This window comes from Streptomyces sp. NPDC093089, assembly GCF_044754405.1.
In the GTDB taxonomy this organism is placed as follows: domain Bacteria; phylum Actinomycetota; class Actinomycetes; order Streptomycetales; family Streptomycetaceae; genus Streptomyces.
In genome coordinates this window covers 288,505-312,982 of the sequence record NZ_JBIVPA010000005.1, presented here as the reverse complement: position 1 = coordinate 312,982, position 24,478 = coordinate 288,505, and the positions used below count along the sequence as shown (strand labels likewise).

Below are 24,478 nucleotides of genomic sequence, written 5' to 3'. Positions count from 1 at the left end.
CCCCTACGTCAGCGGATCGCCGATGTGGTGGACCCGGACGAGGTTCGTCGAGCCGGCGACACCCGGCGGGGAACCGGCCGTGATGACCACGATGTCGCCCTTCCGGCAGCGGCCGATGCGGAGGAGCTCCTCGTCGACCTGGGCCACCATCGCGTCCGTGGAGTCGACGTGCGGGCCGAGGAAGGTCTCGACGCCCCAGGTGAGGTTGAGCTGGGAGCGGGTGGCGGGGTCCGGGGTGAAGGCGAGCAGGGGGATCGGCGAGCGGTAGCGGGAGAGCCGCCTGACCGTGTCGCCGGACTGGGTGAAGGCGACGAGGAACTTGGCGCCGAGGAAGTCGCCCATCTCGGCGGCCGCGCGGGCGACGGCGCCGCCCTGGGTGCGGGGCTTGTTCCGCTCGGTCAGGGGTGGGAGGCCCTTGGCGAGGACGTCTTCTTCCGCGGCCTCGACGATGCGGCTCATGGTGCGGACGGTCTCGATGGGGTAGCGGCCGACGCTGGTCTCGCCGGAGAGCATGACGGCGTCGGTGCCGTCGATGACGGCGTTGGCCACGTCGCTCGCCTCGGCGCGGGTGGGCCGGGAGTTGTCGATCATGGAGTCGAGCATCTGGGTGGCGACGATGACCGGCTTGGCGTTGCGCTTGGCCAGTTTGACCGCGCGCTTCTGGACGATCGGCACCTGTTCCAGGGGCATTTCGACGCCCAGGTCGCCGCGGGCGACCATGATGCCGTCGAAGGCGGCGACGATCTCGTCGATGTTCTCGACGGCCTGGGGCTTCTCGATCTTGGCGATGACGGGGAGGCGGCGGCCTTCCTCGTCCATGATCCGGTGGACGTCCTCGATGTCCCGGGCGCTGCGGACGAAGGAGAGGGCGATGACGTCGGCGCCGATGCGCAGCGCCCAGCGGAGGTCCTCGATGTCCTTTTCGGAGAGCGCGGGGACGGAGACGGCGACGCCCGGCAGGTTGAGGCCCTTGTGGTCGGAGACCATGCCGCCTTCGACGACCCGGGTGTTCACCCGGGGGCCTTCGACGGAGGTGACCTCGAGGGTGACGCGGCCGTCGTCGACGAGGATGCGCTCGCCGGTGGTCACGTCGTCGGCGAGGCCGGGGTAGGTCGTGCCGCAGGAGTGGCGGTCGCCTTCGGTCGGTTCGACGGTGATGGTGAACTCGTCGCCGCGTTCAAGGAGTACGGGGCCTTCGCGGAAGCGGCCGAGGCGGATCTTCGGGCCTTGAAGGTCGGCGAGGACGCCGACGCTGCGGCCGGTCTCGTCGGCGGCTTTGCGGACGCGCTGGTAGCGCTCCTCGTGCTCGGCGTAGCCGCCGTGGCTGAGGTTGAAGCGGGCTACGTCCATTCCGGCCTCGACCAACGCCTTGATCTGGTCGTATGTTTCGGTGGCGGGCCCAAGGGTACAAACGATTTTCGCTCGGCGCATGAGGCGAGCCTAGGGCCTACCCATCAGTAGGAAGTTGGCTGGGCATGACTACTCAACAACCTTTCCATGAAAGGTTGTTGACAAGTCTTGAATCTGTGCGCAGGGGTGCTCCGATGAGCGATTTCCCCCCTCGGGGGCGAACGTCTCAGAGTGCGGGCGGGCGCATCGTGAAGCGCGCCACGACCTCGGCGGTGACCGTCTGCCGCTGCGGTTCGAGGTCGAGCGCCGGGGTCTCGCCGACCGCTTCCGCCGCGTAGGCCACGGCCGACCCGGCGAAGCCGGCGCGCCTCGGCATCGGCGGCTGGGCGAGACCCGCGTCCGACAGTTCGAGGAGTGAGGCGAGGGAGGTGCCGAGCGCGGCCGCGTAGGCGCGTGCCCGCTGGACCGCTTCCTCGACCGCGAGTCGGCGGGCCTCCGCGTACGCCGGGGAGGTGGGTCGCAGGTCCCACCACGGGCCCTCGACGCTGGTCATCTCCAGATCGGCGAGTCGGGTCACCAGTTCGCCGAGCGCGGTGAAGTCGGTCAGTTCGGCGGTCACCCGCACCCGGCCCGTATAGGCGTGGACCCGTTCTCCGCGTCCCTTCCTGGTCAGCTCGGGTGCGAGGGAGAAGCTGCCGGTCTCCAGTTTCTCGACCGCGTCGCCGAGTGCCTTGACCAGGTCGAGCACGCGGGTGTTGCGGCGGGTGAGGTCGGTGAGCGTCTCCGCGCGGTCCGCGCCGCGCGCGGAGACCGTCAGCCAGATCCGGGCGAGCTCCGGCTCGACCTCCAGGCGGCCCTCGCCGCGCACCGTCACCTGGGGGGCTTCCGGGGTGGCGTGTTCCTGTGTCACGTCCTGATCCTCCGTGTTCGACGACGATCGTCCGTCGAACACTTTCCCACTCCGTAACCCGAAAGGCCTGTTGTCGGCGTGAAGGTCTGGGCCAGAATCTACGCGCGTTGTGCACCACGTTCGGGTGCGGGCGCCACAGAACCAAAGGGGAGACACACATGCCGCTGAACCGCAGGACGTTCCTGGAGCGCTCGGCCGCCGTCGGGGCCGGAGTGGCCGTCGCCGGGGCCGCCGCAGTGCCCGCCGAGGCCGCCGAGGCCGCCGCCGCGGGGCGCCCACGTCCGCAGAAGCGGTACTCCTTCACCGTGATGGGCACCACCGACCTGCACGGCAACGTCTTCAACTGGGACTACTTCACGGACAGGGAGTTCGACGACAAGGCCCACAACGACGTCGGCCTCGCCAAGATCTCCACCCTCGTCGAGCAGGTCCGTGCCGCCAAGGGCCGCCGCAACACCCTCCTCATCGACGCCGGCGACACCATCCAGGGCACCCAGCTGTCCTACTACTACGCCAAGGTCGACCCGATCACCCAGACCGGCGGCCCGGTCCACCCCATGGCCCAGGCCATGAACGCCATCGGCTACGACGCCGCCGCGCTCGGCAACCACGAGTTCAACTACGGCATCCCGGTGCTGCGGAAGTTCGAGGAGCAGTGCGACTTCCCGCTGCTCGGTGCCAACGCGCTCGACGCGAAGACCCTGCGCCCGGCCTTCGCCCCGTACAGCATGCACTGCCTGCGGACCCCGCACGGCAGGGACGTCAAGGTCGCGGTGCTGGGCCTGACCAACCCGGGCATCGCCATCTGGGACAAGGCGAACGTCACCGGCAGGATGGTCTTCCCGGGCCTTGAGGAGCAGGCCGCGAAGTGGGTGCCGAAGCTCCGCTCGATGGGCGCCGACGTGGTCGTCGTCTCGGCCCACTCCGGCTCCAGCGGCACCTCCTCGTACGGTGACCAGCTCCCGCACGTCGAGAACGCGGCCGGGCTCGTCGCCGAGCAGGTCCCCGGCATCGACGCCATCCTCGTCGGCCACGCGCACACCGAGATCCCCGAGTACCGGATCGCGAACAAGCAGACCGGCAAGGAGGTCGTCCTCTCCGAGCCGCTGAAGTGGGGGCAGCGCCTCACCCTCTTCGACTTCGACCTGGTGTGGGAGAAGGGCCGCTGGACCGTCGAGAAGGTCGCCGCGCAGGTCCTGAACTCCAACACGGTGGCGGAGGACCCGGAGATCACCGGGCTGCTCGCGGACGAGCACAAGAAGGTCGTCGCGTACGTCAACCAGGTCATCGGCACCTCCACCGCGGTGATGACCACGGCCGACGCGCCGTGGAAGGACGAGCCGATCATCGACCTGATCAACGTCGTCCAGGCCGACACGGTGAAGGCGGCCCTCGCCGGCGGCGCGTACGCGGGCCTCCCGGTCCTCTCGCAGGCCTCCTGCTTCTCCCGTACGGCCCGGATCCCGGCGGGGCAGATCAGCATCAAGGACGCGGCCGGCCTCTACCCCTTCGAGAACACGCTGGAGGCCCGTCTCCTGACGGGCGCCCAGTTGAAGGACTACCTGGAGTACTCGGCGAAGTACTACGTCCAGACCGCGCCGGGCGCGCCCGTGGACACCGCGGCCCTGACCAATGCGGGCGGGACGCCGGACTACAACTACGACGCCGTGTCCGGCCTGACGTACGAGATCGACATCGCGAAGCCCGCCGGGCAGCGGATCACCGGCCTGTCCTTCGAGGGCGAGCCGCTCGACCCGGCGGCGAAGTTCGTCCTCGCCGTCAACAACTACCGGGCGAGCGGCGGCGGCGCGTTCCCGCACGTCGCGGGCGCCCAGCAGCTGTGGGCCAACTCGGACGAGATCCGCAACACCATCATCCAGTGGGTGAAGGCGAAGGGGACGGTCGACCCGGGCGGCTTCGCCTCGGTGGACTGGAAGCTGACCCGGGACGGCGTGCCGGTGTTCTAGCGGCCCGCCCGGTGGCGGGTCCGCGCGCGTCGTCGAGGGGGACCGCCCGTCCGGCGACGCGGTCCCCCGCGCGGACCCGTCACCGGGGCAGGAGCCGTTCCGGCACGTCACGGCCCTCCCTTGACCGGAAAGATCATGACATTCCCCGAGGTGCCCCTTCTGACCCAAGCCGTGCGGGATTCAACCAAGACCGGGTAGAGACCCGGGATTCGTACGCTCCGACTCGCCTTTGAACGGACTTCACTCAGCGAGGAACGGAGACAACCCCACCGTGTCCGAACCGGACGAATGCCGCAGCGAGCCGACCGTCCTGATGTGTCACCAGGCCCTCGACGAATTCCTCACCGTCGCCGTGGGCCAGTACCAGCTGATCACTCCCGAGGCTCCCCTTCCCTGCTTCGCGCTCCTCCTCGGCAGCGCCGAGGACGCCACGCTGAACGTCGAGCACGTCGCCTTCGGCCGGAACGCACGCGCCTCCGACCCGGCGGCCCGCACGGAGTTCAGCGACGCGATCGTGCCCCGATTCGGGTCCGCCTACGAGAACGAGCACCGGGGCTGGTGGGTCGACTCCTCCGATCTGCTCAAGATCTCGAAGGAGGCCGACGCCCTCGGACTCGACCTGCTCGGTTCCCTCCACATGCACCCCGACTGGCACCGGTTGGGGCCGCCGGACGAGCGGGCCTGCCTTCTCAGCGAGCAGCCGACGCCCATGGACGAGTACCTCTTCGGCAACACCGCGTGGCCGATCAACATCATCTGCTACCTCGAACGCCGCGGCGACGCCTTCTACCACGCCCTCGCCGCCTGGGCCCCGCCGACGGCGGGTGGCCCGTGCAGCGAGATCCCGCTGCGCGTCCGCACCCGAACCCCCGTGGGGATGTGACCTGCCGTGACCACACAGCACGACGACTCCCGCATCCGGGCCCTGTGGGCCGACATGACCCGCGGCTGGGCGGCCGGCGACGCCGCGCTCTTCGCGACGGGTTTCGCCGAGGACTGCGACTTCACCACCGTACGGGGGGACAAGCCGGCCGGCCGCGCGGGCATCGAGGCCGGTCACGACCGGCTCTTCCGGACGTCGTACGCGAAGACCCTCCTCGACGCCCGGATCCGCGCCATCCGGTACCTGCGCCCCGACGTGGCGACCGTCGAGGCCGAGTCCACGATCCTCGGCCCCGACGAAGCGGTGCTCGCCACCACGCACGCCCTGGCCGTCGTCGAGCGGACCGACGGCGGTGACGGCCCCGTCTGGCGGATCATCGCCTTCCACAACATGATTCCGGCCGCCCCCCGATGAGATGACGGCGGAGGGCGCCCCGGCAGCGGCCGGTCGGCGCACCGGGGCGCCCTCGCGGTCCGGCACGGAGGTCCGCCGCCCGGCCGGACCCGCGCCTCCCCCCGTCACACGTTCTGGGTGAGGGGCGTCAGCTTCCGTTCCTGGGCCGGAATGACCGGCGCCTCCCGCGTCTCCAGGCCGAAGCTCGTGAAGGCGGTGCGACGCGGCAGCGGGTACGGTTCCTTGCCGCTGACCGCGTTCAGGATGGTCGCGCTGCGCCAGGCCGCGAGGCCCAGGTCCGGGGCGCCGACGCCGTGGGTGTGCTTCTCGGCGTTCTGGACGAAGACAGAACCGGTCACGGAGGGGTCGAGGACCAGCCGGTACCGCTCGTCGACGCGGGCGCGCCCCGCGGAGTCGTGGCGCAGGTACGGGTCGAGGCCGGCGAGCATCCGGTCCACCGGGCGCTCCCGGTAGCCGGTGGCGAGGACGACGGCGTCGGTGGTGAGCCGGGAGCGGGTGCCCTGCTGGAGGTGCTCCAGGTGGAGTTCGACCTGGGTGGTGGCGACCCGGCCCGCCGTACGGACCCGGACGCCGGGGGTGAGCACCGCGTCGGGCCAGCCGCCGTGCAGGGTGCGGCGGTACAGCTCGTCGTGGATGGCGGCGATGGTGTCGGCGTCGATGCCCTTGTGCAACTGCCACTGCCGGGGCACGAGGTCGCCGCGCACCGGCTCGGGCAGCGCGTGGAAGTAGCGGGTGTAGTCGGGGGTGAAGTGCTCCAGGCCGAGCTTGGAGTACTCCATCGGGGCGAAGGCCTCGGTACGGGCCAGCCAGTGGATCCGCTCGGCTCCGGCGGGACGGGCCCGCAGCAGGTCGAGGAAGACCTCGGCGCCGGACTGCCCCGAGCCGATGACGGTGACGTGCCCGGCGGCGAGGAGCGTCTCGCGGTGCGCCAGGTAGTCGGCGGAGTGGAAGACGGGGACGCCGGGGGCGTCGGCGAGCGGCTTGAGCGGCTCGGGGACGTACGGCTCGGTGCCGACGCCCAGGACGACGTTCCGGGTGTACGCGCGGCCCAGGGCCTCGGCCTCGCCCTCCGGGTCGACCTGCGTGAAGTCGACCTCGAACAGGCGCCGCTCGGGGTTCCAGCGGACCGAGTCGACCTGGTGGCCGAAGTGCAGGCCGGGGAGCCGTTCGCTGACCCAGCGGCAGTAGGCGTCGTACTCGGCGCGCTGGATGTGGAACTTCTCGGCGAAGTAGAAGGGGAAGAGGCGCTCGCGGTTCTTCAGGTAGTTGAGGAACGTCCAGGGGCTCGCCGGGTCGGCGAGGGTCACCAGGTCCGCGAGGAACGGGACCTGGAGGGTGGAGGCCTCGATGAGGAGTCCGGGGTGCCACTGGAAGGCGGGGCGCTGCTCGTAGAAGGTGGTGGCGAGGCCGCCGGGCACGCCGTGGGCGAGGGCGGCGAGCGAGAGGTTGAAGGGGCCGATGCCGACGCCCACCAGGTCGTGGGGCTGGTCGAGGTCCTGCTGAGGGGTGCTGCCGGTCATCGGTGCGTGCTGCCTTCCACGAGGGTGATGAGCTGTGCCAGGTCGCCGGGGGTGGCGTGGGGGTTGAGCAGGGTGGCCTTCAGCCAGAGGCGGCCGTCCGCCGCGGCGCGGCCGAGGACGGCGTGGCCCCCGGCGAGCAGGGTGCGGCGGATCGCGGCGGGCTCCTCGTCGGCGGAGGGGGCGGCGCCGGCCGCTTCGGCGGGGACGCCGCCGTCCGCGCGTTCGGCGGCGGTGAGCGGCCGGAACAGGACCGTGGTGAGGGTCGGGCGGGCGCGGAGCTCCAGGCCCGGGGCCTTCTCCACGAGGTCGGCGAGGTCCTGGGCGCGCGCCATGCAGGCGTCGACGAGCGCGCCGAGGCCTTCGCGGCCGAGCGCGCGGAGCGTCACGGCGGCCTTCAGGACGTCGGGGCGGCGGGTGGTGCGCAGCGAGCGGCCGAGGAGGTCGGGGAGGCCCGCCTCCGTGTCGTCGTCGGCGTTGAGGTAGTCGGCGGTGTGGCCGAGTACGGCCAGGTCGTCCGCGTCCCGTACGGCGAGGAGCCCCGCGGCGGCCGGCTGCCAGCCGAGTTTGTGCAGGTCGACGGTGACCGTCCGGGCCCGGTCGAGGCCGTCCAGGAGGTGGCGGTGCGTCCGGCTGAAGAGGACGGGGCCTCCGTAGGCGGCGTCGACGTGGAATTCGGCGCCGTGTGCCGTGCACACGTCCGCGAGGGCGGCGATCGGGTCGACGAGTCCCGCGTCGGTGGTGCCGGCGGTGGCGGCGACGAGGACGGGGCCGCGGGTGCGGGTGAGGGCCTCGGCGAGGGCGGCGGGCTCCAGCGTGCCGCCCGGGGTGGGCACGGTGACCGGTTCGGGCAGGCCGAGGAGCCAGGCGGCGCGGTGGAAGGAGTGGTGGGCGTTGGCCCCGACGACGGTGCGGACCGCCGGGCCGTGCCGCTCCCGGGCCAGGAGCAGGGCGAGTTGGTTGGACTCCGTGCCGCCGGTGGTCACGAGCGCGTCGGGACGGTCGCCCGCCGGGTACACCTCGGCCGCCAGCGCCGCCGTGAGCCGCTCCTCCAGGGCGGAGGCCGCCGGCGCCTGGTCCCAGGAGTCCATCGAGGGGTTCAGCGCGGACGCCGCCAGGTCGGCGGCGGCGGCGAGGGCGAGCGGCGGGGTGTGCAGATGGGCGGCGCAGAGCGGGTGTGCGGGGTCGGCCGCGCCTTCCGCGACGGCGCGGACGAGGGTGCGGAGGGCTTCGTGCGCACCGGTGCCGGTCTCGGGGAGTACGGCTCCGAGCGATGCCGTCCGCGCCGCCACGGCCGCCGGTCCTCCGGCCGGCAGGGGTCCGCCCCTGGCCTGCGCGCCCTCCCGGAGGGCGTCGAGGACGGTGTCCAGCAGAGGCCGGAGGGCCTCGGCGCCGGAGGTGCCTCCGGCGAGGGGTGGGAGTGCGGCACACATGGACGACAGGGTGGCGGGCCCCGCCGCGCCCTGTCCGGGGAGTCGGCACTTGTGACCCGAACGGGGGACAAGGGCCCGGGGGCGCCTTGCCGATCAGGCCGGACTCGGGGGGCTGCCGTGGGGCTCGCGGGCCTCCGGGGGGCTTGCGGGCATGCGTGGGGCTTGCGGGCATGCGCAGGGCCCGCAGGGCTGCCGTAGGGCTCGCGGGCCTGCGTGGGGCTCGCGGGCCTGCGTGGGGCTCGTGGGCTTCCGCGGGTGCTCGTGCGCCGGCCCCGGCGCACGGCTTCGTGTCGTGCGCCGGGGGTGGGGCGGCCTCAGGCGGTGCGGACCGCCAGTGCGCGGCGCAGGTCGTCGAGCTGGTCGACGAGCTTGCGGTGCAGGGCGGGGATCACGGCGTCGTCGTCGAGGTGGGACTCGCCGAGGGCCAGCGATTCCGCGTCGACCGCGTGGAACGGGAAGGCGTAGCGGCCGGCCGCCTCGGCCATGGCGGGGCCGCGACGGGCGCCGAGGGCGGTGGCGTCGGCGTAGAAGCGCGGCACGTACGCGCGGACGAGCTCGGCCTGCTCGGGCTGCCAGAAGCCCTGCGCGGTGGCCGTGAACAGGTAGTTGGACAGGTCGTCGGAGTCGAAGAGGGCCGACCAGGCCGCGGCCTTGGCGGCCGGGTCCGGGAGGGCGGCGCGGCAGCGGGCGGCGCCTTCCTCGCCGGTGGCGCTGGGGTCGCGCTCCAGTTCGGCGGCGATGACGGTCTCGTCGGTGGCGCCGAGGACGGCGAGGCGGGCGAGGATGCGCCAGCGCAGCTCGGGGTCGAGTTCGGGGCCGCCGTGGACGGTGCCCTCGTCGAGCCAGGAGGCGATCTTGTCGGGGGTGGTGGCGCTGTCGATGCAGGCGCGCACGGCGGTGAGGCGCAGGCCGGGGGCCTCGCCGTCCTCGGTGCGGCGCAGCAGGGCGCGGGCGATCTCGCCGATCTTCGCGAGGGCGGCGGGGCGCTCGTCCTCGGACACGTACCGGTCGGCGATCTGGGTGCGGGCGAAGCCGAGGACGCCCTGGAGGAGCGCGAGTTCGGTCTCCTCGGGCAGGTGCGCGACGGCGGTGTCCAGGTACGCGGCGGGGGCGAGGTCGCCGTCGCGGACCATGTCGCGCAGGGCGTTCCAGACCACGGCGCGGGTCAGCGCGTCCGGGATGCGGGAGAGGTCGCGCAGGGCCGTCTCCCGGGACACCTCGTCGAAGCGGAGCTTGGTGTAGGTGAGGTCCTCGTCGTTGAGGACGACGAGGGCCGGGCGCGGGCCGGACAGTTCGGCGGGCGCCTCCTGCGGCACGTCGACCTCGCGGCGCTCGCGCAGTTCGAGGGCGCCGGAGGGGTCCCGGTCGTAGACGCCGACGGAGATCCGGTGCGGGCGGCTGCCCTCGCGGTCGACGGTGAGCCGCCAGCTGGTGCCCTCGCCGTCGAGGCGGGGGGTGAGGGTGTCGACGCCGGTGGTGCGGAGCCACTGGTCGGCCCAGCCGTGGACGTCGCGGTCGGTGGCTGCGGCGAGGTTGTCGATGAAGTCGGCGAGGGTGGCGTTGCCGAACTTGTGGCGCTTGAAGTGGATGTTGATGCCGGCGAGGAAGTCCTTCTCGCCGAGCCAGCTGACGAGCTGGCGGAGGGCGGAGGCGCCCTTGGCGTAGGAGATGCCGTCGAAGTTGAGGAGGGCGGAGGCGGTGTCGGGGACGGCCTCCGGGTCGGGGGCGACGGGGTGGGTGGAGGGCCGCTGGTCGGCCTCGTAGCCCCAGGCCTTGCGGGCGATGCCGAAGTCGACCCAGGTGTCGGGGAAGAGGTCGGAGCAGGCCTCGTTGACGGTCTGGAAGCCCATGTACTCGGCGAAGGACTCGTTCAGCCAGATGTCGTCCCACCAGCGCAGGGTGACGAGGTCGCCGAACCACATGTGGGCCATCTCGTGGGCGATGACCATGGCGCGGGTCTGCCGCTCGGTGACGGTGACGGCGGAGCGGAAGACGAACTCGTCGCGGAAGGTGACGAGTCCGGGGTTCTCCATGGCGCCCGCGTTGAACTCGGGGACGAAGGCCTGGTCGTACGAGTCGAACGGGTAGGGCTCGTCGAACTTCTCGTGGTACCGGTCGTAGCAGGCCTTGGTGACGGCGAGGATCTCGTCGGCGTCGGCGTCGAGGTGGGCGGCGAGGGAGCGGCGGCAGTGGATGCCGAACGGCAGGCCGGCGTGCTCGGTGCGGACGCTGTGCCAGGGGCCGGCGGCGACGCAGACGAAGTAGGTGGAGAGCAGCGGGGTGGGGGCGGCCAGCCAGGTGCCGTCGGACTGCTGCTCGGTGACGCTGTTGGAGAGGACGGTCCAGCCCTCGGGGGCGGTGACGGCCAGCTCGAAGACGGCCTTCAGGTCGGGCTGGTCGAAGGCGGCGAAGACGCGCTGGACGTCCTCCATGAAGAGCTGGGTGTAGACGTACGACTCGCCGTCCGTCGGGTCCTTGAAGCGGTGCATGCCCTCGCCGGTGCGGGAGTACCGCATGGTGGTGGTGACGAGGAGGGTGTGCTCGCCCTCGGTGAGGCTCAGCGGGAGCCGGTTGCCGTCGAGGGCGCCGATGTCGAGCGGCGTGTCGTCGAGGACGGCGGAGTGCAGGGTCTCCGGCTTGAGTTCGACGAAGGTGTCCCCCGCGGTGCGGGCCGTGAAGCGGATGAGGCTCCGTGACCCGAAGGTCTCGTCGCCGGTGGTGAGGTCGAGGTCCACCCGGTAGTGGTGGACGTCGAGGAGCTGGGCACGGGTCTGCGCTTCGTCGCGCGTCAGTACGGACATGGGCCCTATGCTGCCCGATGCCTTCGGCATCGGGCAGAGGTGGTGCGCTATTGCGCCCACAGGCGAATCCGTCGCGCGACGGCGTGTGCGGTCAGGCGAGTCCCGAGCCGTCGAGGTGGGCGAAGGCGGCGGTGATGCGCGGGCGGTCGTAGCCGGTGGGGCCGGCGGCGCCGCTGGAGAGCAGGGCGTGGAGCAGGATGCGGGCCTTGGCGGGGTCGAGGGGGCCGGCCGGGATCAGTCCGTGGTGCAGCAGGTCGTGCTCGGAGCCGGGGCCGCGGTAGGTGTGCGAGAGGGTCGCGCCGCCTCCCGTACGGGAGGCGAGGACCACCGGGATGCGGCGGGCGAGCTCGGCGAGCGGGTCGACGAGCCAGGTGGGGGCGTGGCCGGCGCCGAAGGCGGCGACGACGAGGCCCTGGAAGCGGTGGTCGACGGCTTCGAGGAGTTCGCCGCGGTCGCCCTGGGAGAGCGTCACGAGGGCCACCCGTACGGCCGGGTCGAACGTCAGCGGGCACGGGGCGGCGGGGGCGGCGGGGCGGAGCAGGAGGCGGGGTTCGCCCTCGACGACGGTGCCGATCGGCCCCGCGCCCGGCGAGGCGAAGGTGGCGACGGAGGTGGTGTGGGTCTTGCGGGCGAGGCGGGCGGCGTGGATCTCGTCGGCGAGGACCACGAGGACGCCGAGGTTCCGGCAGGCCGGGTCGGCGGCGACGGCGAGCGCGGCGGCGAGGTTGGCGGGGCCGTCGGCGCCGGGCAGGTCGGGGCGGCGCATGGCGCCGGTGACGGCGATGGGCCGTTCGGTGGTGCAGAGCAGGTCGAGGAGGAAGGCGGTCTCCTCCAGGGTGTCGGTGCCCTGGACGACGACCACGCCGGAGCCGTCGGCGACGGCCTTGCGGACCTCTTCCGCCAGTGCGGCGAGGTCCTCGTGGGTGACGGAGGAGCTGGGCACGCGGCGGAAGTCGCGGAGGACGACGTCCTCGGGCGCGCCCAGTTCGGCCAGGACCTCCTGGCCGGTCATGCGGGCCGCGTCACCGCCTCGCGCGGAGATGGTGCCTCCGAGGGTGAAGACCGTGACGCGGGCCATCAGCGTGCTCCGTCCGCAATCGTCTCGTGGTGGCGGATGACCTCGGCGATGATGAAGTTGAGGAGTTTCTCCGCGAAGGCCGGGTCCAGTTTGGCGCTCTCGGCGAGTTCCCGCAGCCGGGCGATCTGGCGGGCCTCGCGGGCGGGGTCGGCGGGCGGCAGCTGGTGCTCGGCCTTGAGGAAGCCGACCTGCTGGGTGCACTTGAAGCGCTCGGCGAGCATGTGCACGACCGCCGCGTCGATGTTGTCGATGCTCTCGCGCAGCCGGGTCAGCTCGGCGGTGACGGTCGGGTCGATCTCGCTGGTGTCGCTCATGATCTGCGAGCTTAGACGGATCTCGGCGGGATGGTGGGCGGGTGTTCGGGATCCGGAACGCGGTCGCTCCAGCCGCCGTGCACGGAGCGTCCCTGCTGCTCGCGGAAGCGGACGGGCGCGGTGCCGACCCGGCGGGTGAAGAGGCGCGAGAAGTAGGCGGGGTCGTCGTAGCCGACGCGCCGGGCGACGGCGGCGACGGGCAGCTCGGTGGCGGCGAGGAGTTCCTTGGCGCGGCCGAGGCGGACGGTGAGCAGGTAGTCCTTGGGGCTGCACCCGGCGGCGCGGCGGACGGCGGTGCGCAGCTCGGCGGGGGTCATGCCGTGCCGGGCGGCGTGGTCGGCGACGGAGAGCGGCTGGAAGGCGTCGCGGGCGAGGGCGGCGAGGACGGGGTCGCCGTCGGCGTTGGTGTCGGCGCGGGCGCGGCGCAGGGCGACGAGGAGTTCGTGGACGGCGGCGCCGGTCTCGACCTCCAGGAGGGGGTTGCCGGGGCGGGCGGCGCGGGCGATGCGGGCGATGGCGGCGCGGGCGGGGGCGGCGTCGGAAAGGGGTACGACGGGCCGGTCGGGTTCGATGTAGCCGAGTTCGGTGTAGGTGGCGGTGGCGGGTCCCGAGAAGTCGACGAAGGCCTCGTCCCAGCCGGTGCCGGGGTCGGCGCCGTAGTGGTGCGGGGTTCCGGGGGTGAGCCAGAGCAGCGCGGGGGCGGTGACGGTGGTGCGGCGGCCGTCGGCGCCCCGGTACCAGCCGCCGCCCGCGGAGACCACGACGGCGACGTGGTGGTCGAGGGTGCGGGGGCCGACGGTGGGCAGGGCGCCGTGCTGGAGTCCGACGCCCAGGCAGACGAGGCCGAGCCGGTGGTGGACGGGGCCGGGCGTGAAGTAGCGCATCCAGGTGTGGTACATGCCGCGGGCCCTTCCCTAACGTCCAAACTGCGACGATCTTTGTCCATGGACCGGCCCGCCGCCAGGGGGTGAGGGTGAGGCCATGAGCACGTTCGCTGTGGGTGACGAGGACTTTCTGCTCGACGGGCGGCCGGTGCGGCTGCTCTCGGGGGCGCTGCACTACTTCCGGGTGCACGAGGGGCACTGGGAGCACCGGCTCGGGATGCTGCGGGCGATGGGCCTCGACTGCGTCGAGACGTACGTCCCGTGGAACCTGCACGAGCCGGAGCCCGGCCGCTACGCGGACGTGGACGCGCTCGGGCGGTTCCTGGACGCGGTGCGGCGGGCCGGGATGCGGGCGATCGTGCGCCCGGGGCCGTACATCTGCGCCGAGTGGGAGAACGGCGGTCTGCCGCACTGGCTGACCGGGCCGCTCGGGCGGCGGGTACGGACCCTCGACCCGGAGTTCCTGGCGCCCGTGGAGGCCTGGTTCCGGCGGCTGCTGCCGCAGGTGGTGGAGCGCCAGGTCGACCGGGGCGGTCCGGTGGTCCTGGTCCAGGTGGAGAACGAGTACGGGAGCTACGGCAGCGACCGGGGTTATCTGGAGTGGCTGGCGGGGCTGCTGCGCGACTGCGGGGTCCGGGTGCCGCTGTTCACCTCGGACGGGCCCGAGGACCACATGCTGACGGGCGGCTCGGTGCCGGGGGTGCTCGCGACGGCGAACTTCGGTTCGGGCGCGCGGGAGGGCTTCGCGGCGCTGCGGCGCCACCAGCCGTCGGGGCCGCTGATGTGCATGGAGTTCTGGTGCGGCTGGTTCGACCACTGGGGCACGGACCACACGGTGCGGGACGCGGCGGACGCGGCGGCGGCCCTGCGGGAGATCCTGGAGTGCGGGGCCTCGGTCAACCTGTACATGGCGCACGGCGGGACGAACTTCGCGGGCTGGGCGGGCGCGAACCGGGCCGGTGAGCTGCACGACGGGGCACTGCTGCCGACGGTGACCTCGTACGACTACGACGCGCCGGTCGACGAGGCCGGTCGGCCGACGGAGAAGTACCGGCTCTTCCGCGAGGTGCTCGCCGCGTACGCGGACGGGCCGCTGCCCGCGGTGCCGGAGCCCCCGCCGCGGCTGGCGGCCCCGGTGCGCGGCGCCTTCACCGGCTGGGCGCCGCTGGACGGCGTCCTGGAGGTGCTCGGCGGCGCGGAGTCGGCGACCCCGGTGCCCCCGAGCTTCGAGGAGCTGGGCGTCGACCGGGGCCTGGTCCGCTACCGGGTGTCCGTGCCGGGGCCACGGCAGCCGTATCCGCTGGGCGTGACGGGCCTGCGCGACCGGGCCTCGGTGTACGTCGACGGCGTCCTCGCGGGCGTCCTGGACGCGGAGGACGCGCGGCTGCCCGAGCCGGTGGCGGGTCCGGCCGTCGTGGACCTGTGGGTGGAGTCCCTCGGCCGGGTCAACTACGGGCCCCGCCTCGCCGAGCCGAAGGGCATCACGGGCGGCGTCCTCCACGAGCGGCAGTACCTCCACGGCGTACGGGCCAGGGGCCTGCGGCTGGACGCCTTCGAGCCGGCGGCGGTCGACAAGGTGCCGTTCGCCGAGGTGCCCGCCGCCCCCGGCCCCGGCCTCTACCGCGCGACGATCGAGGTCACGGGCGCGGGCGACGCCGAACTCCGGCTGCCGGGCGCGACCCGCGGCTTCGTCTGGGTGAACGGCTTCTGCCTCGGCCGCCACTGGTCGGTCGGCCCCCAGGACGCCCTCTTCGTGCCGGGCCCGGCCCTCCGCGAGGGCCCGAACGAGGTGTGGGTCCTGGAACTGGAGGGGGCGGCGGGGTCGGTGGAACTGGCGGGGGTGGGGGCGGGCACGGCTTCGGAGGGGACGGGCGCGGCTTCGGATGCCTCAGAGATATCGGAGGCTTCAGAGGTCTCGGAGGCCTCGGAGGCTTCGGAGGCTTCGGAGGCTTCGGAGAAGCTGGGCTGAGAGCGGGCTCCTGGCGCGAGGCCGCAGGGCCCGGGCTCCCGGACATCCGCCCCCGGCAAGGGGAGGGCCCCGGGGCGGGTCGTCGCCCCGGGGCCCTCCCGTCTCGGGCTACAGCGTGGCCGCGGCCGACTTGATCGCGGCGGCGAAGGTCGAGACCTCCGTGTAGACGCCCGGGTAGCCGGCCCGCGCGCAGCCCTCGCCCCAGCTCACGATGCCCACCTGGATCCAGGCACCGGTGTTGTCCTTGCGGAACATGGGGCCGCCGGAGTCACCCTGGCAGGTGTCGACCCCGCCCTCGTTGTAGCCGGCGCAGATCTCCTCGCCGGGGACGAGGGAGCTGCCGTACGCGGCCTGGCATTCGGCGTCCGAGACGAACGGGACGGTCGCCTTGCGCAGGTAGCGCTGCTGGCCGCCGCCCTCGCGGGTGGCGCCCCAGCCGGCCACGGTGAACGTGCCGCTGTTGTACGCGGTCGTCTCGGCGATCTTCAGGTTGGGCAGCGAGGTGATCGGCGAGGCGAGCTTGATGAGGGCCCAGTCCTTGCCGGTGCCGTTGTACCCGGGTGCCTGGTAGACCTTGGTCGACCTGACCTTGATGGCGCTGCTCGACTGGAGGTCGACGACCCCGGCGGTGGCGGTGATGCTGGTGTTGTTGCCGGAGCCGCTGACGCAGTGGGCGGCGGTGAGGACGACCTGAGGGGTGATCAGGGAGCCGCCGCAGCCCATGGAGAGCCTGACCATCCAGGGGAACTCGCCCTGGGCCGCGCGGACGCCGCCGACGACGGGGGCGGGTGCGGCGGAGGCCGAGGTGGTGGGCTGGAGGCTGACGGCCGCCAGGACGACGGCGCCGGCCGCGGCCAGCTTCTGGAGCGTGCGAACCACGCGGTTCTGCTTCATGTGCCTGCCTTCTCTCGTGGGGGGTTGCCCCTGACGGACGGTGACATGAGCCCGTCAAGACCTGTCCGGATTATGGACAGCTCCCAACTTCCGCCACAAGGAAGCCTTTTCGGCCAGCACCGGTGGAGGGACCGTACAGTGGGAGAGAGGGGGAATCCGGTATGCCGAACCGTCACGAGGCCGACCGTGTCACCCACGGCTTCCCCCACCGCGCCACCGTCCGGGCCTCGCTCACCGCGCTCTACCGGCGCCTCTCCCCCGACGGCGTGCACCGCTACCCGGCGAGCGTGCCGCCCGCCGCCGTCGCCCTCGGCGACGACGAGGACCTCCACCTCGGCACCCAGCGGGTGGCCCACGCCCTGGTCCGCCACCTCCGGCTGCCCGAGGCGCGCATGGTGGTGAGCTTCCGACCCATGGAACACGCGGCGACCGTCGAGCTCACCGCCGGACCGGAGTACTTCGTGGAGCTCAACGACCGCTTCCGCACCCGCCGCAGGGACATCGGCGCCGCCCTCGCCCACGAGATCACCCACGTCCTGCTGCACCGGCTCGACCTCGGCTTCCCCGACACCGCCGACAACGAGGTCCTCACCGACGTCGTCACCACCTACCTCGGCGCCGGCTGGCTCCTCCTCGACGCCTACCGACGCGACGGCGTCGAGAGCCAGAAACTCGGCTACCTGACCCCCGAGGAGTTCGGCTACGTCCTCGCCAAACGCGCCGGCGTCTTCGCCGAGGACCCCTCCCCCTGGTTCACCAGCCCCGTCGCGTACGAGGCCTGGGTACGCGGCCGGGCCGAGGCGCGCCGCGACCTCACCCCTCCCCCTCTCGCCGCCGCCGGCTGGGCCGACCGCCGCCGCTACGCATGGGAACGGCGCCGGGGCAGGTCCTCCCCGGACGCCCCGTACGCCTTCGACGGCGGCGCCCCCGCCACCGGCGTCTCCTTCCCCTGCCCGGTCTGCGCCCAACGGCTGCGCATCCCGGCGGGCCGCACCCTGCGGGCCCGGTGCGGGCTGTGCCGCACCGTGCTCGACTGCGCGACCTGACGGCGCCCGGGGTACCGGGATGCCCGATGGGGCGGCCGGGATGCCCGGGAAGCCCGGGGACCCCACGATCCGGGCGCAGATGCACCGTGTCCGTCTCCTCCGGGACTTCCCCGAGCAGGCAGCCCACGCGGTGTTCCACCACCGCCTGCCGACGGGGCTCCGTCGTCTTCTCCGGGAGAGGAGACGGGCGCACTCCGGCCCCGGTGCGTGACCGAATCGATTTGCTTCGGGTGCCGACGGCGGGTCAGGGTCGGGGGATGAGCACGTTGTTCGACGCCATTCGGGACGGGGACGAGGACGGGGCCGTGCGGGCCCTGCGGGGCGGGGCGGGGCCCGAGGAGCGGGAGGACGGGGAGAGCGCGCTGTACCGGGCGGCGGTCGGGGACGAGGTGGGAATCGTCCGGTTGCTGCTGGCGGCGGGGGCCGAGCCGGGTCGGGGCAGCGGGGAGGACGGGGGCGACCTGCCGTTGTGCGGGGCGGCGTGCGGGGGGCACACCGAGGTGGTGCGGGCGCTGCTGGCGGCGGGGGCGGAGCCGGACCAGGAGGAGGCGTACGGGTTCACGGCGCTGGCCTGGGCTCTGCGGCTGGGCCACGCGGACACGGCGAGGGTGCTGCTGGAGCACGGGGCGGATCCGGACCGGTGCGGGCCCGACGGGCTCGTGCCGCTGGTCGCGGCGGCGCGGCGCGGTTCGGCGGGCTGCGTGCGGGCGCTGCTGGAGCACGGGGCGGGGGCCCGGGAGGCGGCGCTGCGGGAGGCGCGGCGGTGGATCGGCGTGGACATGGCGGCGGAGTTGCGGCGCGGGCTGGTGGCGGGGAACGAGGGCGGGGAGACGTACGAGGCGGTGGTGCGGCGGGTCCGGGAGGACGGCGGGGTGACGGTGGTGGTGGAGCTGCTGCGGGAGGACGGGGCGCCCGGGCGCGGCGACGACCGGCACACCGGGCACGCGGCGATCTCCACGCTCCTGGAGTCGGCGCTCGGGCTGCGGACCCCGCACGAGGAGCTGGCGGCGCGGGCGTTGCGCTGCGGCGACCCGGAGCTCGACGACTGGACGACGGCGGTGGACGAGCTGGCGGGTCGGGGCGACGAGGAGACGTTCGTGGCGGCGGCGGGCTGGTGTGCCTACCGCGACCCGATGCGGCGGGCGTTCGGCGCGCGGGTGCTCGGTGCACTGCGCGGTTTCGGTCCGGGGGCGGTCCCCGTGTTGCGACGGCTGGCGGGGGAGGCGGTGACCCCGGCCCGCGAGCCCCTGCTGTCGGCGGTGCTGTCGCTGGGGGCGTGCGGGGATCCGGCGGCCGTGCCCGAACTGCTCGCTGCGGCCGGGCATCCGGGCGCGGCCGTGCGGCGGGCGGTGGCGGCCGCTCTGGCGGGGATCGTGCCCGCCGGGCACGTCGAGGCGCTCGGGGTGCTCCTCGCGCTGAGCCGGGACGGCGATGCCCGGGTGCGGGACTGGGCGACGCTGGCGCTGGCGGAACTGCCCGACGACACCCCTCTCGTCCGGGAGGGGCTCGCGGAGCGCCTCGGCGACGACGACCCGGAGACGGCGGCCGAGGCGGCGCGCGGGCTGGCGATCCGGCAGGACCCGCGCGCCGTCGACGCGCTCTCGTCGATCCTCGCGGACGGCGCCGCCGACGGCGCGGCCCGTGAGACGGCCCTGGCGGCGCTGGAGCACGTGCGCGAGCCCCGGGTCAGGACCCGTCTGGAGTGGACGACGCCGCGGCGCGGCTGAGCCGTCGGGCGGGCGGCGTCGGACATCCGCCGGAAGAGGGCTGCGCGGTGGGCGGGCGACGTCGGACATCCGCCGGAAGAGGGCTGCGCGGTGGGCGGGCGGCGTCGGACATCCGCCGGAAGAGGGCTGCGCGGTGGGCGGGCGACGTCGGACATCCGCCGGAAGAGGGCTGCGCGGTGGGCGGGCGGCGTCGGACATCCGCCGGAAGAGGGCTGCCCGGTGGGTGGGCGACGTCGGACATCCGCCGGAAGAGGGCTGCGCGGTGGGTGGGCGACGTCGGACATCCGCCGGAAGAGGGCTGCGCGGTGGGCGGGCGACGTCGGACATCCGTCGGAATAGGGCTGTGCGGTGGGCAGTTGGACCGGATCATGCGACGTGATCCGGAACCGTCCGACGGTCTTCATCCTCTGCTGGCGGGACGCTTCAGCCCGTACCGGTTCGATCCGTCGGTCGCGGTCGACGACGGGGCCCTGGGGCTGCTGCTGGAGGCGGCGCGGTGGGCGCCGTCCGCAGGGAACTCCCAGCCGTGGGGCTTCTTCGCGAGCCGGCCGGGCGAGCCGGGGCACGAGCGGGTGGTGCCGCACCTCGCGCCCAGCTCGGCCCGGTGGGCGACGGACGCGGGGCTGCTCGTCGTCACGTCGGCGCGCCGTCACGTCGACGACACGGACCTGCTCTTCTCCGAGTTCGCGGACTACGACCTGGGGCAGGCCGTCGCCCACCTGACCGTGCAGGCGCAGGCGATGGGGTTGGCGGCGCACCAGTTCCGGGCCTTCGATCTGGAGGGGCTCACCAAGGAGCTGGATCCCGCGCCGGGTTGGGCGATCGTCTCGATGGTCGCCGTGGGGAGGGCGGCCGGTGGGCCGCCGGAGGGCCGTGACCGGCGCGGTGTCGCGGATCTGCTGTCGGCGCCCTGGTCGCGGTCGGCGTAGCGCTTCGCCCGGGCGCGGTGCCTCCGGGTGGAGGTGCCGCGCCCGGAAGGGCGCTCCTGGCGGGAGGCGGGCGGGGAGGGTGCGTCGCTCGCCGTCGGTGACCGCCGTGCGGGGCAGCCGCAGGCTCAGGGCGGCGCACAGGGCGTAGGCCGCGAGGACCCAGGGCATGGCGGCCCCGAGGGAGAGGTCGGCGAACCAGGCGGTGCCGATGACGGCGGCTCCGAGGGCGCCGCCGAACTGCTGGGCGGTGGTGAAGACGCCCGAGGCGCCGCCGGCGAGTTCGGCGGGGGCGGCCGAGAGGACGATGCCGACGAGGGGGACGACGAGGAGGCCGAGGCCGGCGCCCGCGACGGCGAGACCGGGGGCCAGCGGCCAGACGCCGGTGTGGACGGGTGCGGCGGCCTCCATGGCGTACCAGACCCAGCCGTAGCCGGCCGCCATGAGGAGGGCGCCCGCGGTGGGGACGTACCGGCCGAGCTTGACCGCGAGCGGTGCGGCGGCGGTGAGGAAGCCGCCGGCGGAGAAGGCGGCCATCAGGACGCGGGCCTGGGTCGGGGTGTAGCCCTGGCCGCCCTGCAGCCAGATCGCGAGGACCAGGAAGAAGCCCTGCATGCCGAAGGCGAAGAGGAGCCGGACGGCGAGGTCGTACGAGAAGGCCGGGACGGTGAAGATCCGCCGGGGCAGCACCGAGCCGCGTACGGCGACCCAGGTCACGGCGGCCGCTCCGGCGGCGAGGAGGGCCCAGCCCCTGCTGACCCTGCTCGGGGTGCCCGCGAGCGCCGCCCGCGCCGACTACCTGGCCTCGAACACCTTCCGCGCCGCGCACGACGCGAAGGTGCGGGAGGGGCTGAAGCAGGGCGGGCTCATGCAGAACCCGGAGCTGATCGTGCCGCTCCAGGAGGTGCGGACGGAGTACCTGGACGCCACCCTGGACCAGGTCCGCACCTCCTACGGGAGCCTGTTCCGCTACGTGTCGGTCGGCCTCGGCCTGGAGCCCCGCGAGCTGCTCGCGCTCCGCGAGCGGCTGGTGCTCGACGCCTGGCGTCCGCCCCGACCCGCACCCGCGCCGGCGCCGGAGGCGGCACCGCGCCCGGCCCCCGCGCCGGAACCCCGGCCGGAGCCGGTGCCGGTGCCCCGGCCCGTGCCCGTCCCGCGACCCGCACCGGCCGCCGTACGGCCCGCGCCGGACGCGCCGCGCCCGGAGCCGCCCGTGGCACCGGAGCCGCGGCCCGCGGCCGTACCGGAACCGGAGGCGCGGCCCGCACCCGCGGACGCGCCGCCGGAACCGCCGCGCCGGCGGCGGCCGCCGCCGGTTCCGGCCGCGCCGCGCGGCGGGGTCGGCTGCGGGGTCTCGATGACGACGGGGACGCCCGAGGGCTCCCGGGCGCCGGTCAGCTCGGCGAGCTGCTCGTCGCTGGACTTGATCTGGGCGGTGCGGGGGCTGATGCCCGCGTTCGACATGAGCCGGCCCATGTCTCGCTTCTGCTCGGGCAGGACCAGGGTGAAGACGCTGCCCGACTCGCCGGCGCGGGCCGTGCGGCCGCCGCGGTGCAGGTAGTCCTTGTGGTCGATCGGCGGGTCCACGTTCACGACCATGTCGAGGTCGTCGACGTGGATGCCGCGCGCCGCCACGTTCGTCGCGACGAGCGTGGTGACCTGGCCGGTCTTGAACTGGTCAAGGGTCCGGTTGCGCTGCGGCTGCGAGCGGCCGCCGTGCAGGCCGGAGGCGCGGACCCCGTTGGCGAGGAGCCGCTTGACCAGCCGGTCCACGGAACGCTTGGTGTCCATGAAGAGGATCGTCCGGCCGTCGCGGGCCGCGATCCGCAGCGTGACGGCCTTCTTGTCGGTCTCGTCGGCCACGTACAGGACGTGGTGCTCCATGGTGGTGACCGCGCCGGCCGACGGGTCGACGGAGTGGACGACCGGGTCGTCGAGGAACATCTTGACCAGCTTGTCGATGTTCCGGTCGAGGGTGGCCGAGAAGAGCAGCCGCTGACCGCCGGGCTCGACCTGCTTCAGGAGCTTCGTGACCTGCGGCAGGAAGCCCATGTCGGCCATCTGGTCGGCCTCGTCCAGGACCGTGATCGCGACCTGGTCGAGCCGGCAGTCGCCCCGCTCGATGAGGTCGTGCAGGCGGCCCGGGGTGGCGATGAGGACCTCGGCGCCGCGCCGCAGCGCGGACGACTGCCGGGAGATCGACATGCCGCCGACGACGGTGGTGAGCCGCAGCCGCAGCGCGCCGGCGTACGGCGTGAGGGCGTCGGTCACCTGCTGGGCGAGCTCGCGGGTGGGCACCAGGACCAGCGCGAGGGGCGCGGTCGGCTCGGCGCGGCGGCCCGCGGTGCGGGCGAGGAGCGCGAGGCCGAAGGCGAGGGTCTTGCCGGAGCCGGTACGCCCCCGGCCGAGCACGTCACGGCCGGCCAGCGAGTTCGGCAGCGTCGCCGCCTGGATCGGGAACGGCTCCGTGACGCCCTGCTCGCCGAGGATCCGCAGCAGGCCCTCGGGCATGTCGAGGTCGGCGAAGGAGGCCACCGCGGGCAGCGCGGGCGTCACCGTCTCCGGCGGCGTGAACTCGGCCGGCGGCGGGGGCGCCGTGGGGCGGCGGCCGCCGCGGGCTCCCCTCGGCTGCGACGTGGACTTCGCCTGCGTGCTGCGGGGGCTGCGCTTGGGGCGTTCGGAGCGGGTCATGCGTGCCTTCCTGGCCGGTGCTCGCGGCACAGCCGGGGCCCGCACCTGCACGGTGCGGGCCCCGGCTGCTCTACCCGGAACACGCGATACGGGCCCCGGCTGTTTCTCCCGGAACACGCGAAACGAGCCCCGGATGTCTCTACCGGAACAATAGTGCGCCTCAGGACCTTCCCGCCCCGCCCACCCGATGCCCGCACGGATCAGACCAGCCCAGACCCGGCCGACGTGGGCGACCTCACAGAGCGGCCGGGGCGGACAGGGGCCCGGACAGGCGGTCCGGACACGCGGTCCGGGCCGGCGGTGCGGACAGGGGCCCGGCCGGGCCGTCCGGCCGGGCCGTCCGGTCGGACGGTGCGGACAGGGCCCGGTCGGACCGTCCGGTCAGGCAGTGCGTACGGCGATCCCGTCCAGCACCATCGACAGGTACTGCCGCGCGATCTCCTCGGGGCTGTGCAGGCCGCCGGGGCGGTACCAGGACGCCGCGACCCACACGGTGTCGCGGACGAACCGGTAGGTGAGCCGGACGTCCAGGTCGGCGCGGAAGACCCCGTCGGCGACGCCGCGCTCCAGCGTCCCGAGCCAGGCCTTCTCGAACCGGCGCTGCGAGTCGGTGAGGTAGTGGAAGCGGGGCTGGTCGGTGAGGTGCCGGGACTCCTTCTGGTAGATGGCGACGGCGGCGCGGTGCCGGTCGATCTCGCGGAAGGACTCGGTGACGAGGGCCTCGATGGTCTCCCGGGGGCCGAGGCCGGCGTCGAGGACGGCGTCGTACCCCTCCCACAGCTCGTTCAGGAAGCCGGAGAGGATCTCGTCGAGCATCGACTCCTTGGAGTCGAAGTGGTAGTAGAGGCTGCCGGCGAGCATCCCGGCGGCGTCCGCGATCTTGCGGACGGTGGTGGCGTTGTACCCCTGGGCGGCGAACACCTCGGCCGCCGTGTCGAGGAGTTCCCGGCGCCGCTCGGGTGCGGCGGCGTTCACCTGCTTCTTCTTCTTGGTCGTCGGCACGTGCCCATTCTGGTCCCACCCGCGCCGGGCGACGACGCCCGGCCGCCGGCCCGGCCGTCCCGGCGCGACTCGACTCGACCGGCCCGGCCCGACTCGACCGTCCCGGCACGGCTCAGTCGTCCCGGTGCGGCGGGCTGTCGTCGTTGCCGCGGCGGATCGTCCGGGTCGGGCGTCCCGGGGTCCAGGTGCGGAGGACGAGCTCCTCGCCGTCGACCCAGGTGCGGACGACCTCGGCCGGCTCCACCCGGAAGAGGTGGAAGGGCTGCGGGGCACCCGCCTCGGCCGCGTACCGCCCGACGGCCTCCGGGTCGGTCACCTCGACCGCGCGCCCGGAGACGCGGACGTCCCCGCCGCCCATGCCGGTGCCGGCGCCCGGGTTGGCGAGCAGCGCGAAGCGGGGGTCGCGGCGCAGGTCGAGGGCCTTGCGGGAGTTCGGCATCATGCCGAGCCAGAGCTCACCGAAGCGGAAGTCGGCCTCGATGCCGCTGAGCCGCGGCGAGCCGTCCTTCCGCACGGTGGCGAGGGCGTGGTGCGTGTACTGGCCGAAGCGCTCCCGCACGGTCGCGGCGAACTCGGGTTCGGCGGCCTCGAAGGCCGACCAGGTGGTTCCGGTTCCGGTGTCTCCCATGCCTCCAGGAAACACCGGATACCCGTCACCTCCTGTCCGGATTA

At 73.8% G+C, this 24,478-nt stretch carries 19 protein-coding genes and 2 pseudogenes; 8 read left to right on the top strand and 13 right to left on the bottom strand.

Annotation, left to right across the window (positions count from 1 at the left end; translation table 11 throughout):
* Positions 1-3: 3 nt before the first annotated feature.
* Together pyk and ACIQFX_RS14105 are read right to left on the bottom strand one after the other, a co-directional pair.
* Positions 4-1,431, bottom strand: a complete 1,428-nt coding sequence (pyk, locus tag ACIQFX_RS14110) for a pyruvate kinase (protein WP_402462290.1) — start codon at positions 1,429-1,431, stop codon at positions 4-6.
* A 145-nt stretch (positions 1,432-1,576) separates the two neighbouring features.
* Positions 1,577-2,260: an SIMPL domain-containing protein gene (locus ACIQFX_RS14105; RefSeq protein WP_402462287.1), complete on the bottom strand. Its 684-nt coding sequence runs from the start codon at positions 2,258-2,260 to the stop codon at positions 1,577-1,579.
* Between the two features lie 158 nt (positions 2,261-2,418).
* Between ACIQFX_RS14105 and ACIQFX_RS14100 the strand changes: the two genes are divergently transcribed.
* The 3 genes from ACIQFX_RS14100 (at position 2,419) to ACIQFX_RS14090 (ending at position 5,524) form a co-directional block, all read left to right on the top strand.
* On the top strand, positions 2,419-4,227 hold the full coding sequence (locus ACIQFX_RS14100; RefSeq protein ID WP_402462284.1) for a bifunctional metallophosphatase/5'-nucleotidase: 1,809 nt from the start codon (positions 2,419-2,421) through the stop codon (positions 4,225-4,227).
* 271 nt (positions 4,228-4,498) lie between these two features.
* The gene (locus tag ACIQFX_RS14095) at positions 4,499-5,110 is read left to right on the top strand and encodes a hypothetical protein (protein ID WP_402462281.1); all 612 of its coding nucleotides are present in this window, start codon (positions 4,499-4,501) and stop codon (positions 5,108-5,110) included.
* 6 nt (positions 5,111-5,116) lie between these two features.
* A complete protein-coding gene (locus ACIQFX_RS14090) occupies positions 5,117-5,524 on the top strand; it encodes an SgcJ/EcaC family oxidoreductase (protein WP_402462278.1) in 408 nt (135 codons plus the stop codon).
* A 104-nt stretch (positions 5,525-5,628) separates the two neighbouring features.
* Here ACIQFX_RS14090 and ACIQFX_RS14085 read toward each other — a convergent pair whose 3' ends face one another.
* From ACIQFX_RS14085 to ACIQFX_RS14060, 6 genes are all read right to left on the bottom strand, one after another.
* A complete protein-coding gene (locus ACIQFX_RS14085; RefSeq protein WP_402462274.1) occupies positions 5,629-7,044 on the bottom strand; it encodes a lysine N(6)-hydroxylase/L-ornithine N(5)-oxygenase family protein in 1,416 nt (471 codons plus the stop codon).
* Positions 7,041-8,474 (bottom strand): pyridoxal phosphate-dependent decarboxylase family protein, encoded by a 1,434-nt coding sequence (locus ACIQFX_RS14080; protein ID WP_402462271.1) that lies wholly within the window; start codon positions 8,472-8,474, stop codon positions 7,041-7,043. Before ACIQFX_RS14080 ends, ACIQFX_RS14085 begins: the two co-directional genes overlap by 4 nt.
* Before the next feature lie 314 nt (positions 8,475-8,788).
* Entirely contained in the window at positions 8,789-11,275 is a 2,487-nt protein-coding gene (pepN, locus tag ACIQFX_RS14075; RefSeq protein WP_402462268.1) for an aminopeptidase N, read from the bottom strand.
* A 91-nt stretch (positions 11,276-11,366) separates the two neighbouring features.
* The gene (locus tag ACIQFX_RS14070) at positions 11,367-12,353 is read right to left on the bottom strand and encodes an asparaginase (RefSeq protein ID WP_402462265.1); all 987 of its coding nucleotides are present in this window, start codon (positions 12,351-12,353) and stop codon (positions 11,367-11,369) included.
* Entirely contained in the window at positions 12,353-12,667 is a 315-nt protein-coding gene (locus tag ACIQFX_RS14065; RefSeq protein ID WP_402462263.1) for a chorismate mutase, read from the bottom strand. The genes ACIQFX_RS14070 and ACIQFX_RS14065 overlap by 1 nt, the downstream gene beginning before the upstream one ends.
* Positions 12,668-12,678: 11 nt before the next feature.
* Positions 12,679-13,566 (bottom strand): AraC family transcriptional regulator, encoded by an 888-nt coding sequence (locus tag ACIQFX_RS14060; RefSeq protein WP_402462260.1) that lies wholly within the window; start codon positions 13,564-13,566, stop codon positions 12,679-12,681.
* Positions 13,567-13,648: 82 nt separating this feature from the next.
* On the opposite strand from ACIQFX_RS14060, the gene ACIQFX_RS14055 reads away from it, so the two are divergent.
* A complete protein-coding gene (locus ACIQFX_RS14055) occupies positions 13,649-15,520 on the top strand; it encodes a beta-galactosidase family protein (RefSeq protein WP_402462257.1) in 1,872 nt (623 codons plus the stop codon).
* Positions 15,521-15,628: 108 nt separating this feature from the next.
* Here the strand turns inward: ACIQFX_RS14055 and ACIQFX_RS14050 are convergent, their stop codons facing one another.
* Positions 15,629-16,414, bottom strand: coding sequence for a S1 family peptidase (locus tag ACIQFX_RS14050; protein ID WP_402462254.1), 786 nt, complete (start codon positions 16,412-16,414; stop codon positions 15,629-15,631).
* A gap of 161 nt (positions 16,415-16,575) precedes the next feature.
* Here ACIQFX_RS14050 and ACIQFX_RS14045 point away from each other — a divergent pair, with 161 nt between their 5' ends.
* The 3 genes from ACIQFX_RS14045 (at position 16,576) to ACIQFX_RS14035 (ending at position 20,116) form a co-directional block, all read left to right on the top strand.
* Positions 16,576-17,460: a hypothetical protein gene (locus tag ACIQFX_RS14045; RefSeq protein ID WP_402462251.1), complete on the top strand. Its 885-nt coding sequence runs from the start codon at positions 16,576-16,578 to the stop codon at positions 17,458-17,460.
* A gap of 257 nt (positions 17,461-17,717) precedes the next feature.
* Positions 17,718-19,187: an ankyrin repeat domain-containing protein gene (locus ACIQFX_RS14040; RefSeq protein WP_402462248.1), complete on the top strand. Its 1,470-nt coding sequence runs from the start codon at positions 17,718-17,720 to the stop codon at positions 19,185-19,187.
* Between the two features lie 368 nt (positions 19,188-19,555).
* Positions 19,556-20,116 carry a nitroreductase family protein gene (locus ACIQFX_RS14035; protein WP_402462245.1) on the top strand — a complete coding sequence of 187 codons (561 nt, stop codon included), beginning with the start codon at positions 19,556-19,558 and terminating at the stop codon, positions 20,114-20,116.
* 228 nt (positions 20,117-20,344) lie between these two features.
* Here the strand turns inward: ACIQFX_RS14035 and ACIQFX_RS14030 are convergent.
* Positions 20,345-20,803 (bottom strand): annotated as a pseudogene (locus ACIQFX_RS14030) (MFS transporter); the annotation flags it as partial.
* Between ACIQFX_RS14030 and ACIQFX_RS14025 the strand changes: the two are divergent.
* Positions 20,727-21,086 (top strand): annotated as a pseudogene (locus ACIQFX_RS14025) (tyrosine-protein phosphatase); the annotation flags it as partial. The pseudogenes ACIQFX_RS14030 and ACIQFX_RS14025 sit on opposite strands and share 77 nt — an antisense overlap.
* On the opposite strand, the gene ACIQFX_RS14020 reads toward ACIQFX_RS14025, so the two are convergent.
* The 3 genes from ACIQFX_RS14020 to ACIQFX_RS14010 all read right to left on the bottom strand — a co-directional run bounded on the left by ACIQFX_RS14020 (position 21,083) and on the right by ACIQFX_RS14010 (position 24,434).
* Positions 21,083-22,804 (bottom strand): DEAD/DEAH box helicase, encoded by a 1,722-nt coding sequence (locus ACIQFX_RS14020; RefSeq protein WP_402462242.1) that lies wholly within the window; start codon positions 22,802-22,804, stop codon positions 21,083-21,085. The pseudogene ACIQFX_RS14025 and the gene ACIQFX_RS14020 sit on opposite strands and share 4 nt — an antisense overlap.
* A 381-nt stretch (positions 22,805-23,185) precedes the next feature.
* A complete protein-coding gene (locus tag ACIQFX_RS14015) occupies positions 23,186-23,806 on the bottom strand; it encodes a TetR/AcrR family transcriptional regulator (protein WP_376481722.1) in 621 nt (206 codons plus the stop codon).
* A 112-nt stretch (positions 23,807-23,918) separates the two neighbouring features.
* Positions 23,919-24,434: a pyridoxamine 5'-phosphate oxidase family protein gene (locus ACIQFX_RS14010; RefSeq protein ID WP_402462238.1), complete on the bottom strand. Its 516-nt coding sequence runs from the start codon at positions 24,432-24,434 to the stop codon at positions 23,919-23,921.
* Between the last annotated feature and the right edge of the window lie 44 nt (positions 24,435-24,478).